The following is a 12,404-nucleotide window of genomic DNA, read 5'->3' on the forward strand; positions in this document are numbered from 1 at the left end:
TAAATAGGATAAGATGGAATTAATTACGGGAGGGGGGATCTCAGATGAATCGTCTGAACATGCGCCGTCTATTAACCACCTATTTCTTATATGAATGCGGTCGAGCTATGTATTTTGTGTTAATTACATGGTTTTTGTATCAATGGACACAAGACGCGATATACACTGGAATTTTCGTAAGTTTTGGATTTCTTCCAGGTTTATTTTCCAACCTTATCTTTGGGGTAGTCGTCGATCGTTCGAATCGAAAAAAACTAGCGTCTCTTGCAGGCGGAGGTAGTATTTCTTGCTTATTACTTTTATGGGGGGCCTTTCTGCTCGGCTTGATCAACCCGTGGGTGATGATTTTGACGCACATGTTCCTTCAAACCCTTGGTTCCCTGTTCAGACCTGCTTTACAAGCTCTTGTCGCTGAAATATTCAACAAAAATGACTTACCAAGAATTTTTTCCTTATCTGGCTCTGCCACTATATCAGGCAGCCTGATTGGAGCTGCTTTAGGTGGCATTCTATCTGGACTTCTGCCTGTTTCAATTTCTCTGCTCATCGTTACGGGATTATACATCGGGGCTTTCTTTACTGTGCTGTTCCTTTCATATGAACCTTCATCAAAGAGGAAACCTGCCAAAGCTTCTCCTTTCTTCAAAGATTTAAAAGAAGGATTTGTATATTTAAAAAGTCACCATATGCTGCATGGACTTTTTGTCATGATGATGCTTGGCCAATTGACTTTTCACACCATTCTCGGCTTCTTATCTGTTTATACGAGTGCTTATTTAAATCAAACTTCAACGGTCTATGGGTTTTTGGATGCTACTTTCTCAATTGGAGGAATTACAGCAGGTATAGTGGGTACATGGTGGTGGCTTAAGTGGAAAAATCACCTGGCCCTTTTCTCTCTGGGTATGATGATGGGCGGGCTTTTACTGTTAGGAATAACCAGAAATTTATTTATTGTGGTATTAGGGGTAGTTTTAGTAGGTCTAGGTACATCGTTTGTGCGTGCTCTCCTGCAGTCTGTACAGCAAATGGCGACACACCCGGATTTCCACGGGCGAATGTCCAGCTTTCGTATGCTTTGCAACCAGGCTTCCGTTGTCATCACAGGACCGCTTTTTGGATATATCGCTTCCGCACACGGAGTTCAGTATGTTTTCCTGCTATTAAGCGGAATCAGCTTTGCCGGAATGATATGGGCTTTCTTCCAGGCAAGAGACCCTCAATTTGCTGCTATAACCAAGCAGAAACCAGCATAACGATAAGGTATGTTTCTCTTCCCGGAAACATACCTTATCTTTTCTTTATTTACATAAGTATTTAACCGACCTCTTTTACCTATCTTATCTCGTCTCTTCCTTAGGGGTTTTATAAACCTTCTCGACTTCTACTCCCAGCGTCTTTAAATAATCGACAATCTGGTCTAATCTCTTCATGATTTCACCTCAATATGATGCAGAGTTTTATATGACTACCTTCATGTATCTACTACAATTCCTTACGATTGAATATGCCTGAGCGTTTCAACTTTTAATTATAAGACACGATACCCCGTATGATGATCAATTATTCAACTTTTTGAACATTTGATAGTTTTTTATACTAATTTCCTGCACCAGCTTATGCTGAGAGCGAATTTGTTTAAAACCCTTGTCTTTAAAGAATGAAAAAGCACTCACACTTGCTTCTGTTTCTATGAAGTCGAATTGATTCCTTAAAGCGGATTTTTCAATTTCCAGAAGCAGACTGCTACCCACTCCTTTTCGCTGAAAACCGGGTTCAACATAGAAGAGGTCCAATACACCATTGTTTAATAGACTGGCCACTCCCGCTGTCCTTCCATTACCTATTGCAATTTTCACATCCGACTTATCCAATCGGTTTTGCAGTATTTGTTTATCAGCCAGTGCAGAAGCCCATGCGTTGATTTGGTCAGCTTTATAATATGCACACGTGGCATATATTGACCTCTGAATCACTGAATGTATATTTTCTATATCTTCAGGTGAATAGCTCCTTATTTCCACACTTCTCCCTCCCCTGTCAGCTGTTGTTGTTTCTGATTAGACGATAGAGGTCTTTTACTTTTCCTGCAAACAGCTGAACATTTTTGGAAATCTCTTCATTATTAGCAGGCGTTACTAGAGAAAAGTAACGGCTTGTTGTTTTTATATAGGGAAGCTTCATGATTAACTGCTCGGCTGCTGTATGCTTTACTACGGTTTTGGATATTAGAGAAAGCCCCAGACCTTCCTTCACGCCTTGCACAACACCGTGATTGCTTCCAATCGTAATCAATTTTTTCGGTCTTATGTTATAAGACTCAAGCATGGAGTCCATTACTGCTCTTGTTCCTGAACCCCGTTCTCTAGTAATCCAGGTTTGATCCTGCAATTGCTGGAAGGTAATAGATGCTTTTTCACGAATGGGATGATCTTTGGGGACAATAACGACCATTTCATCCTCCAGAAAAGGTTCAGATTTAAGGCCCTGATGGTTCACCTGTCCTTCCACCAGTCCAATATCCAATTCGTGAAGCTGAATCGCCCGATTAATACGCTCCGTATTAGCAATTTCCACTTCTAGATCTATCGCTGGATAATTTATGTCAAATTCTTTTAGAACTGATGGCAGAATATACTCGCCTACTGTGTAGCTTGCTCCAATGTGAAGCTTCCCCTTTAGCTGCTTGTGGAACTCAAGCACTTCTGCCTTTGTTTTATCAATAAGCCCCAGTATTTGCCTTGAACGCTGGTACACGAGCTCACCTGTCTGAGTCACTATAAATCGTTTAGGAGAACGATCAATCAGATCCGCTTCAAAATACCTTTCAAGATTTTTAATATGAAAGCTTACGGTGGGCTGGGAAAGGTTTAACATTTTGGAAGCTTTCGTGAAGCTTTGTTGATCAACAGCTGCTACAAATGTCTTCATCGCTTCAAAATCCATTCAATCACCCTATCATTAATAATATTAATCATTTATATTATAAAGTTTTATTTTACTAATGTCATGATGGGACGTATAGTGTATGAGGTGAAAATCTTGTGCAAAGAAGGTTGAAAGATGAAACATTTCTTAGGTTCGATCTCATTTCGACCACTCTTTACGGGAATGGGATTCACCGCAATCCTTGCGGGAGCAGGTTTTCTGCTTTCATCCATTCCTTTAATCCGCCAAATTGGCCCCCTCGCAGCCGCTATTCTTTTGGCAGTCCTTTACCGCCATTTCTTCGGTTATCCAGAACGAATACGCTCAGGCATCCAATTTTCAGCGAAAAAACTATTACGATTGGCCATAATCCTATTCGGATTGAAGTTAAATATATCTGTCATATTAAGCGAAGGTCTCTCCTTATTACTACGTGACGCCGTGGTTATTGGATTTGCGATAGCAATTATGATCCTTTTGGCAAGATTAACGAAAGCTGACACTTCTCTATCTTTACTGCTTGGAATAGGTACTGGTGTCTGCGGTGCTTCTGCCATCGCAGCGGTATCACCAATTCTTAAAGCGAAGGAAGAAGATACGGCAATAAGTGCAGGAATAATATCCATTATTGGTACATTGTTTGCAATTGGCTATACCCTGATTCGTCCGCTGCTTCCATTAGATATGGAAGCATACGGAATGTGGGCCGGGTTAAGTCTACACGAAATAGCTCATGTAGCACTCGCTGGTGCACCCGCAGGGGACGCCGGGCTAGGAATGGCGTTACTTGCCAAACTGGGGCGTGTCTTCCTGCTCGTCCCCCTCAGTCTAATCCTCGTATGGATCATGAACAAAAAAGGAAATAAAGGATCTGAGACATCTATTGCTTTTCCTTGGTTCCTGCTGGGCTTTATAGCTATGAGCCTGTTTGGAAGTTATATAGAAGGAAATTGGTTCATTATTCCTTCAGGCGTTATGGACGGGATATCTGTCGGTACCACCTTTATCCTAACCATGGCGATGGTAGGCCTTGGTCTTAGCGTCAGTTTGGAAGATGTAAGGACTAAGGCATTAAAACCGATGATCTTAATGATGATTACCTCGGTATTGTTATCACTACTCACTTATTGGATGATTTAATAAACCTGTACAAAAAGGTGTCCTATCTTTAGAAGGACACCTTTTTTATATTGGCAGCGTTCCCGCTACCTGTTTTTATGGAAGGATAATCACAATTGACAGGCCACCCTTTAAGTCCTCCTCCTTACTTTTCAGCCCTCATAATATGAAACCGTTTTTATAATCCCGTCTTTCTCTGCTAAAATGAAAAAAGAATCAAAGTCAAAGGTACAAGGAGTATAATAACAGTGAATCTATTTAAAATTTCCCCCGCTAAGCTTCATGTGGCGGACAGTATTATACGCCTCCAATTCCTCTCTTCTCAAGTAGAAGCTGCTATTGTAGGTTTCCCTGATCTTCCTCCATGCGAAGATACTGTCACCTCTATTATGGAATCAGGAGAAACGTTTATAGGAGCCTACATCGGTGCGGAGCTGGTGGGAGCAATCTCTTATAAAATAGAAAATAATTATATAGACATTTATCGTCTTATGGTCCACCCTGAACACTTTCGTAAGGGGATTGGGCAAAGTCTCCTCCGGAATGTAATCGGTACGTATCCCTCTAAGCCCAGTTATGTATATACAGGCAGTGAAAACACCCCCGCCATTAACCTCTATACCAGTCACGGTTTCCATCCTACCCATGAAAAAGAAGTAACGCCAGGTATGTTTCTTACACGCTTGGAAAGATCAACCTCAGAAGCTAACTGATTGCGCACTGCCACTTTTTAAATTAATAGGGATGCCTGTCTGCCCCAAGCATATAGTGTATTAAAGTACACTTGGCAGAAAGGAAGCGGGAGATACCTTTGCCTAATACCCGTTTAAAAGCATCCCTCTATGCTACACTGTCCATTACTTTCTGGGGAGTTTCTTTTGTTTCTACTAAAGCTGTTTTGGAGGTACTCGATCCTTTTTCCCTTCTCGTTGTGAGATTTGGAATTGGCAGCATCTTTCTATTCTGTTTCATCAATCTCTTAAAGGAGCACTTAAGAGTACCGTTAGCATATATTCCTCATTTATTATCACTGGGAGTTCTCGGAGTATTTGTTCACCAGGTCATTCAGGCTTCAGCTCTGCTCACCATACAAGCTTCCGATGCTGGCTGGCTGATTGCTTTTTCACCCATTTTTACAGTTCTTTTATCCATTGTTTTCTTAAAGGAACGCCTCACTCGCGCCAGAGCGGCGGGGATTACTATAGCCGTCTCCGGGGTCTTATTCATTACCACTCTGGGAAGCGGCCATTCATTCAATTTTGCTCTAAGTATTGGTTACTTCCTAATGATTTTGAGCACGCTCAACTGGGCAGTTTATTCGGTTCTGCTCAAGAAATTAGCTATACCATTGCCATCTATAGTGATAACGTTTTACATGAGCATGTGTGGTTTTATATTAACGCTGCCTTTTCTACTAAGGAATCAAGGCTGGCATCAACTTGTTAATCTTGAAAGTTACTATTGGGGACATTTGCTATTTCTTGGGGTATTTGTATCAGCTTTAGCTTACTGGTATTGGGCCAAAGCTTTAGAAATTATGGAAGCATCTCAGGTATCGGTTTTTTTATATTTGGAACCACTGGCTACACTAATTGCAGCCGCCCTATTGTTAAAGGAGAGTTTTTCATGGTTGTCTATTACCGGAGGGTGGCTCATTATCTTTGGCGTACTGCTTGTTCAAGGAAGACTTCGTTTTCTTTTACAGAGAAGCTGAGACTAAAATAAAGAAGAGGGAGATCAGATCTATGGAGATAAAGGATCGTGCCATAAATATCTTAGGTAGTATGCCATCCTATTCTGAGGAATCTTTAAAGAAGGCATTATTAAAATTGGATGCTCAAAAAAGCGAGGTAGAAGCATGGCTCAAAGCGCCAGGATCACGTCCCTATTATCGTCAGCTGTTATACGCGGATGAGCGGGTTGAATTGCTCGTAATGAACTGGGCTGACATCGAATGTGCGCCACATGACCATGGCGATTCGACCGGGTGGATCCAGATCCTGAGCGGCACAACCCGAAATACGATTTTCAAAGTAGAAAAAGGACAATTACCTAAAGCTGTTTTTTCAGAAACCAAAAAAGAAGGTGTTCTACTATTCGCTCCTAGACACGGAGTTCATAAAATGGGACGTGAAGGAAACACCCCTCTGATTACTCTACACCTTTACTCCCCTCCGATCAGAGGAATGAAGGTGTATGATTTAAAAAAATGTGCAGCTTGCATCGTTTCAAGTGACTGCGGAGCCTGGTGGCCGGAAGAAACGCATCAGAAAATCAAAGAAATTAAACTTAATCATTTCCATTGATCTAAGCTCTAGTCCTTACGTTTTTATCAATACCTTCGCTCCGGGAGTTTATACTTATTCCCGTCTTCAACGAAACGATTGTACCTGAGCTGTAGCCAATAGAAAATGTGAGATACAAATACTTTAAGAATAGCGTAGCCTGGGATAGCTACAAGTATGCCAACTACTCCAAATAAATGACCTGCCGTTAATAGGACAAATATAATCGTGACTGGGTGAATATGAAGACTTTTCCCCATAATCTGAGGTGAAATAAATTTACCCTCTAACAGCTGAACGACGGTCCACACGAAAGCAAGCTTCAATACCATAAACGGTGATGTTACGATGGCAATAATTAAGGCTGGCGTAATCGCAATTACCGGCCCTAAATAAGGTACAACACTTGTCACACTGGCAATAGCCGCAAGCAGGAGAGCATAATCTAAACCAATAATGACAAAGCCGATATACATCATAATACCGATACAGAAACTGACGATGATCTGTCCTTGAATATAGGCACTTAGCTGATGGTCAATTCCTTTAAATACACTATTTACTTCTGGTCGAACCTTCGGAGGAAAGAAACTTAACATTTTAGCCGGAAGCTTATGTCCATCCTTCAGTAAATAGAATAAAATGAATGGCAATGTAACCAATGCTACAAGCACTGTGGTAAGTGTCGTAATAAAGTTCGTAATGCCTTCCACAGTCTGAACGGCATAAGAAGACATATTTTCAGGGAGCTGGTTAAGGAGCCCGTCTATATCCTGAAAGAGATTGCTGTAATAGCTTCCCAAAAAGGAATCACGCAGCCATTGATCAAGTGAAATTACCAGAGCATTCAGGTATTCAGGCAATTCTTCCGCGAGACTTAGAAATTGTTTCTCAAGGAAAGGAATGATTAAAACAACCAGTAACGTGATTAACCCGATAACTAATAGCAAAGTAATTAAAATAGCCCATATACGCTTAATTCTCAAAGATTCCATTAAGTTAATAATGGGCCGCAATAAATAATAGACGACAATGGACAATATTAGCGGTAAAGCTACCGTTTTTATAAACACGATGATAGGTTCAAAGATGAAATCCACACTAGAATAGACTAAGATATTAAGACCGATGATTAATATAACACCTAATATGTACAATAATTTGCGGCCTCCAAAAAAACGGATAACCGGCGTTGAGTCCCAACGATTCATGTTCATATCCCCTTCATACGTGGTGACAGTTTAAGTGGTCTGGTCTTTTTTCCAGTTTATCATATAATAGTAAAAAAACGCGCCTATGAAGATAGGCACGTTCCTAATATTTCCCTTTGCGTTTCCGCATAAACTTTCGAATGACCGGGTAAACGATCGGACCAAATTTAATAATTCGTTTAATTAAACGTCCCATTTGGAGAAAACCTCCTCCTAATTTGTGTATGTTAATTAATTTCCCGGTTCCCCCAGCAAGCAAACGCTTGTCTTCAAAATGTAATATAAAGGGTTACCTCATAACTCCTCCGCCTGAAATTTTTAATGATTCTCCAACGATATTCTCGCAGGCATCCGTTAACAAATATACAATTGAACGAGCCACCTCTTCCGGGGTGCTTATTCTTCCAGAAGGCAGTGCTTCTTCAGAGATTTGCCTTTGCTTTTCGTAACTCCGACCTTCTCGTTCACCAATGTTAGCTATCGCCTGTCGTCCCATTGATGTATCAACAAAACCTGGACAAATAGCATTCACACGCACATTGTATTCAATAGCTTCTATAGCGAGGGACTGAGTAAAGCCAATTACAGCAAATTTAGAGGAGCTATAAGCAATATTGCTATGCGTGCCTCGCAGACCTGATAAAGAAGATAGATTAACAATGGATCCACGTTTTTGAATTTTCATATCTTTATACACTTCCTGAGTAAGCAGAACAGTAGAGAAATAATTCAATTCCATAGGTTTTCGCAGCTGCTCTTCTGTAAGATCTTCGAGCGGGGCTCCTCCTCCGATACCTGCTGAATTGACAAGTCCCGTAATCGGACCTATGGACTCCTTAGCATTTTGAACTAATTCTTTCCGGTCGTCCTCAACATTTATATCTGCTGGACCTACAAAAACCTTCACCTCAGAATTAAGGTTTTTACACTCTTCTTTTAAAGACTCTAACTTCTCTTCGTTTCTACCCGTAATTGTTATATGTGCCCCAGTGCGGACAGCTTCTTTAGCTGCTTCATATCCAATTCCGCCTGTCGCTCCTGTAATCAAAATATGTTCTCCCATTAAAGCGTCATTAGAAAAAACCGTCATAACTTCGCAACCTCCTTTGTTATCAGATATCCTTCCCTTCACCTAATTAAACCCTTCCTATTATTTAAGGAACTTTCTTTTTTAATTATATAAGAATAGTAATAAAATACTAACCAAAGGAGTTTTCCCATAAAAAAGTCAGCGTTTTGGAGACATTAAATGCCACTAAACGCTGACCCACCACGGAACTTCTTTTTTCATAAGATCCGACAGGTTTATTCTTTTGTAATTTCTTCTCATAGCTACCGTCACCACTGTTTTAGTTATTTCTTCTTGTTCTGCTTACGGAAAGAAAATAACGCCTTTCCGGACCGCGTGCGCTTCATACCTTTTGTCTGAAGATCTGTCTTAGCTTCAGGACTGTTTTTGTAATCTTGTTCAAACATCTCGCGGGCTTTTGAATATAGCAGAGTCATAGTGGTGTACCTCCTTTTCTATTTAGGGTTATAAATATATTTCCCCCGGAGGACTAGACTAAAACTTAAAATTTTCAAGAAAAACTATTCTTCAAACATTTTTTCCACTTTCATTTCTAAAATCATCATCCACCCTTTTTTCCCAAGTATCCGTTCTCCTTGTTCATAAAATCCATTTTTCTTATATACATTTTGAGCAGCGTAATTGTTTACATTAACGGCCAGAACAATATATTCAATTTCTGGATAATGCTCCCGAACATAACAGGGCAGTTTTTTTAAAGATTCAGTAGCATACCCTTTTCCCTGCTGGGAATAATCTATCATATAAGCTATTAGAAGAAGAGCGTTTTTATGAGGAGTGTATTCGGACACCACTGGGCCGCTCTGTAGAACAAACATCCCTATTGGCGCACCATCTGCAAGAATAGTTACAGGGTTTCTTGTGGGGTCTCCAGCCGCACACTCCACTGAATCCTCGGGCATTTCTGTATAGTGAGTCTGCTCTTTTGGTAAGGATAGTTGAGCAAGTTCCTGGTGATGATGTGATGTATATGGCTGCAATTGTACTATATCCATAGCTGTATTCCCTCCTATTCGCTATATACCCACTTTTTGCCAATATTGAGCAAAAAATTAGAATCCCTTTGCGCCTATTCTTATAATAGAATTGGAGCACAATACGAGGAGGACGTTGTCATGTTAAAAGTAGCTGCTCTCGTTGGGAGTATTCGAAAAGATTCCTACAATATGAAGTTAACCAACTTTATAAAAGATCGATACAAGAACCATATGGATGTTAAAGTTATCCCTATCCGTGAATTGGCTCATTATGATCAAGATATTGAACATGAAGCCCCTGCATCTGTGCAAAATTTCAAAGCTCAATTATCAGATGCAGACGCTTTTTTAATTGTAACTCCAGAATTTAACCATTCGATCCCCGGCGTACTGAAAAATGCTTTAGATTGGCTTTCCCGCGGAGACAAGGAGATGAAAGGCAAGCCCACCTTCATCGCGGGTGCCACGATGGGTGTGCTCGGCACAGTGCGGGCACAAATGCACCTGCGTCAAATTCTGAATTCTCCAGGCATGTCCGCAAATGTCCTTCCTGGAAATGAAATCCTTGTAGGACAGATACAGCATAAAGTAGATGACAAAGGATTAATTACAGATCAGGGGACAATTGATTTTATTGACGGAGTGGTTGACGAATTTCTTAAATTTGCAGAAAAGCATTACAGCAGTATTACTATTTCATAAGAAAAAAAGATTCCTGTTGAATACAGGAATCTTTTTTTATTAGAGGTGCCTGATGGTTGCTCGTACCAACAGACTTATTAACGTAAACATTAGATCGAATTAGGTGAGCAAAACTTCAAGATGTGAGGAGCAGGAAGTGAGTCTTATCCACCCCTCCATTTTTTCAAACCAAAAGAGGAACTTTATCTTACAATTTAGCACATTAATTTAATGGAAATGGATGTTTAGAAATAAAGCACACCGGTAATTTAAATTATAAATCCGTTCATCGGTTTATTATAAGCCTCTATTGTACTATTTCAAAATAAAATGCTAAACATAAAAAAACCTTGCAGAACTTCATTCCACAAGGTTTATAAGGATAAAACACTCTTTAAAACTTATTCATATACGGTTACTTCTACATCTTTACGTCCAAAATCAAAAGCATCGCTTTGATTAGGAATAAACACGTCAATGCGATCATTCTGAATAGCGCCGCCGATATCTCCAGCAACAGCTTTACCGTAACCTTCCACGTAAACTTCAGAACCTAGTGGAATAACGTCAGGATCCACTGCGATTACTTTACGATCCGGGTTCGCTCTTAGGTCGATGCCCGTATAAGTCGTACCAGAGCAGCCTTCACAGAATGCTGTGTAAGCTGTTGCTTCCATCGTCATTGTTTTAGCTACTTCTTCACCAGAAGGATCTTCTGAGCCGGATGCTTGTACATCTTCTGCTTCTGAATGATCTTCTTCGCTTTCTTCTGCTTGATTATCTGATCCGTCATTAATGGTAAGCGTCTGATCCGGGAAAATCAGGTTAGATGATAAATCGTTTGCGTCTTTAAGCTGTTCTACGGAAACCCCTTTTTCCTGACCGATGCCCCAAAGGGTGTCTCCTTTATCTACGACTACTTCACTTGCGCTTGCGGTAATGGTTGTTGTACCTATAATTGCAAAAGTTGCTGCTATTGAAAGAATTGTTTTTTTCATGATAATTGCCTCCTTATTTGCTAAACAGATGATCGCCTCTGTTTAAAATCACATCTACTACCTTAACACCTCATCGTTGTATCTCAATAACAGGATAACAACAATATGTTTTCAAAGATTACAGTTATTTCACACAGATGTAATATTTACCTCTTTTAATAAAGAAGAAAAAACGACGCCTAATAGAATAGGACATCGTTTTTTCTTTATTTGGCTAATCAGCTTTATTCGTACACGGTTACTTCTACATCTTTACGTCCAAAATCAAAAGCATCGCTTTGATTAGGAATAAACACGTCAATGCGATCATTCTGAATAGCGCCGCCGATATCTCCAGCAACAGCTTTACCGTAACCTTCCACGTAAACTTCAGAACCTAGTGGAATAACGTCAGGATCCACTGCGATTACTTTACGATCCGGGTTCGCTCTTAGGTCGATGCCCGTATAAGTCGTACCAGAGCAGCCTTCACAGAATGCTGTGTAAGCAGTTGCTTCCATCGTCATTGTTTTAGCTACTTCTTCACCAGAAGAATCTTCTGAGCCGGATGCTTTTACATCTTCTGCCTCTGAATGATTTTCTTCGCTTTCTTCTGCTTGATTATCTGATCCGTCATTAATGGTAAGCGTCTGATCCGGGAAAATCAGGTTAGATGATAAATCGTTTGCGTCTTTAAGCTGTTCTACGGAAACCCCTTCTTCCTGACCGATGCCCCAAAGGGTGTCTCCTTTATCTACGACTACTTCACTTGCGCTTGCGGTAATGGTTGTTGTACCTATAATTGCAAAAGTTGCTGCTATTGAAAGAATTGTTTTTTTCATGATAATTACCTCCTTATTTGCTAAACAGATGATCGCCTCTGTTTAAAATCACATCTCCCACCTTAACACCTCACAGTTGTATCTCAATAACAGGGTGACAACAATCCGTTTTCAAATATTACATTTGTTTCACACATGTGTAATATTTACCAGATTGAGAAAAATGCTCTTCTAAACCTCCATGATGATTTTCCATTAAAGCTCCCGTTACATGAAGACTTGATTCCGAGATATTTTGGGTTCGTTACTTAATATAGAGAAGGGATGGCTACGGAAACAACTCGCTTTCCTGCG

General features: G+C 40.3%; 14 protein-coding genes. 6 read left to right on the plus strand and 8 right to left on the minus strand.

All coding sequences use genetic code 11. The annotated features are described in order from the left end of the window. Positions 1-44: 44 nt before the first annotated feature. Positions 45-1,256, plus strand: a complete 1,212-nt coding sequence (locus LCM11_RS17060) for an MFS transporter (RefSeq protein ID WP_224895499.1) — start codon at positions 45-47, stop codon at positions 1,254-1,256. A gap of 303 nt (positions 1,257-1,559) precedes the next feature. On the opposite strand, the gene LCM11_RS17065 is transcribed toward LCM11_RS17060, so the two are convergent. Then, on the minus strand, positions 1,560-2,024 hold the full coding sequence (locus tag LCM11_RS17065) for a GNAT family N-acetyltransferase (protein WP_224895500.1): 465 nt from the start codon (positions 2,022-2,024) through the stop codon (positions 1,560-1,562). 16 nt (positions 2,025-2,040) lie between these two features. Further along, complete coding sequence (locus tag LCM11_RS17070; RefSeq protein ID WP_224895501.1) at positions 2,041-2,946, minus strand: LysR family transcriptional regulator; 906 nt, start codon at positions 2,944-2,946, stop codon at positions 2,041-2,043. A 117-nt stretch (positions 2,947-3,063) separates the two neighbouring features. Between LCM11_RS17070 and LCM11_RS17075 the strand changes: the two genes are divergently transcribed. The 4 genes from LCM11_RS17075 to LCM11_RS17090 all read left to right on the plus strand — a co-directional run bounded on the left by LCM11_RS17075 (position 3,064) and on the right by LCM11_RS17090 (position 6,353). Next, positions 3,064-4,068, plus strand: coding sequence for a YeiH family protein (locus tag LCM11_RS17075; RefSeq protein WP_224895502.1), 1,005 nt, complete (start codon positions 3,064-3,066; stop codon positions 4,066-4,068). 227 nt (positions 4,069-4,295) lie between these two features. Then, positions 4,296-4,760, plus strand: a complete 465-nt coding sequence (locus LCM11_RS17080; RefSeq protein WP_224895503.1) for a GNAT family N-acetyltransferase — start codon at positions 4,296-4,298, stop codon at positions 4,758-4,760. Positions 4,761-4,852: 92 nt separating this feature from the next. Next, positions 4,853-5,761, plus strand: coding sequence for a DMT family transporter (locus tag LCM11_RS17085; RefSeq protein ID WP_224895596.1), 909 nt, complete (start codon positions 4,853-4,855; stop codon positions 5,759-5,761). 31 nt (positions 5,762-5,792) lie between these two features. Next, positions 5,793-6,353: a cysteine dioxygenase gene (locus LCM11_RS17090; protein WP_224895504.1), complete on the plus strand. Its 561-nt coding sequence runs from the start codon at positions 5,793-5,795 to the stop codon at positions 6,351-6,353. Positions 6,354-6,379: 26 nt separating this feature from the next. Here the strand turns inward: LCM11_RS17090 and LCM11_RS17095 are convergent, their stop codons facing one another. From LCM11_RS17095 to LCM11_RS17110, 4 genes are all read right to left on the minus strand, one after another. After that, on the minus strand, positions 6,380-7,543 hold the full coding sequence (locus LCM11_RS17095; RefSeq protein ID WP_224895505.1) for an AI-2E family transporter: 1,164 nt from the start codon (positions 7,541-7,543) through the stop codon (positions 6,380-6,382). A 289-nt stretch (positions 7,544-7,832) separates the two neighbouring features. Beyond that, positions 7,833-8,633, minus strand: coding sequence for an SDR family NAD(P)-dependent oxidoreductase (locus LCM11_RS17100; protein ID WP_224895506.1), 801 nt, complete (start codon positions 8,631-8,633; stop codon positions 7,833-7,835). Between the two features lie 263 nt (positions 8,634-8,896). Continuing rightward, positions 8,897-9,049, minus strand: coding sequence for a hypothetical protein (locus tag LCM11_RS17105; protein WP_014641555.1), 153 nt, complete (start codon positions 9,047-9,049; stop codon positions 8,897-8,899). Positions 9,050-9,133: 84 nt separating this feature from the next. Beyond that, on the minus strand, positions 9,134-9,628 hold the full coding sequence (locus tag LCM11_RS17110) for a GNAT family N-acetyltransferase (protein ID WP_224895507.1): 495 nt from the start codon (positions 9,626-9,628) through the stop codon (positions 9,134-9,136). A gap of 120 nt (positions 9,629-9,748) precedes the next feature. Between LCM11_RS17110 and LCM11_RS17115 the strand changes: the two genes are divergently transcribed. Further along, positions 9,749-10,312, plus strand: coding sequence for an NADPH-dependent FMN reductase (locus tag LCM11_RS17115; protein ID WP_224895508.1), 564 nt, complete (start codon positions 9,749-9,751; stop codon positions 10,310-10,312). Between the two features lie 380 nt (positions 10,313-10,692). On the opposite strand, the gene LCM11_RS17120 is transcribed toward LCM11_RS17115, so the two are convergent. Together LCM11_RS17120 and LCM11_RS17125 are read right to left on the minus strand one after the other, a co-directional pair. Continuing rightward, the gene (locus tag LCM11_RS17120; protein WP_224895509.1) at positions 10,693-11,289 is read right to left on the minus strand and encodes a 3D domain-containing protein; all 597 of its coding nucleotides are present in this window, start codon (positions 11,287-11,289) and stop codon (positions 10,693-10,695) included. A gap of 224 nt (positions 11,290-11,513) precedes the next feature. Continuing rightward, positions 11,514-12,110 carry a 3D domain-containing protein gene (locus LCM11_RS17125; RefSeq protein WP_224895510.1) on the minus strand — a complete coding sequence of 199 codons (597 nt, stop codon included), beginning with the start codon at positions 12,108-12,110 and terminating at the stop codon, positions 11,514-11,516. Between the last annotated feature and the right edge of the window lie 294 nt (positions 12,111-12,404).

The sequence above is a fragment of the Halobacillus halophilus genome (assembly GCF_020171985.1).
GTDB classification, from domain to species: Bacteria; Bacillota; Bacilli; order Bacillales; family Halobacillaceae; genus Halobacillus; species Halobacillus halophilus_A.

Bases quoted from the DNA above. Each gene is read 5' to 3' on its own strand.
- LCM11_RS17060 (WP_224895499.1), top strand. From the start codon at position 45: ATGAATCGTCTGAACATGCGCCGTCTATTAACCACCTATTTCTTATAT.
- LCM11_RS17070 (WP_224895501.1), bottom strand. From the start codon at position 2,946: ATGGATTTTGAAGCGATGAAGACATTTGTAGCAGCTGTTGATCAACAA.
- LCM11_RS17075 (WP_224895502.1), top strand. From the start codon at position 3,064: ATGAAACATTTCTTAGGTTCGATCTCATTTCGACCACTCTTTACGGGA.
- LCM11_RS17090 (WP_224895504.1), top strand. From the start codon at position 5,793: ATGGAGATAAAGGATCGTGCCATAAATATCTTAGGTAGTATGCCATCC.
- LCM11_RS17095 (WP_224895505.1), bottom strand. From the start codon at position 7,543: ATGAATCGTTGGGACTCAACGCCGGTTATCCGTTTTTTTGGAGGCCGC.
- LCM11_RS17100 (WP_224895506.1), bottom strand. From the start codon at position 8,633: ATGACGGTTTTTTCTAATGACGCTTTAATGGGAGAACATATTTTGATT.
- LCM11_RS17105 (WP_014641555.1), bottom strand. From the start codon at position 9,049: ATGACTCTGCTATATTCAAAAGCCCGCGAGATGTTTGAACAAGATTAC.
- LCM11_RS17110 (WP_224895507.1), bottom strand. From the start codon at position 9,628: ATGGATATAGTACAATTGCAGCCATATACATCACATCATCACCAGGAA.
- LCM11_RS17115 (WP_224895508.1), top strand. From the start codon at position 9,749: ATGTTAAAAGTAGCTGCTCTCGTTGGGAGTATTCGAAAAGATTCCTAC.
- LCM11_RS17120 (WP_224895509.1), bottom strand. From the start codon at position 11,289: ATGAAAAAAACAATTCTTTCAATAGCAGCAACTTTTGCAATTATAGGT.
- LCM11_RS17125 (WP_224895510.1), bottom strand. From the start codon at position 12,110: ATGAAAAAAACAATTCTTTCAATAGCAGCAACTTTTGCAATTATAGGT.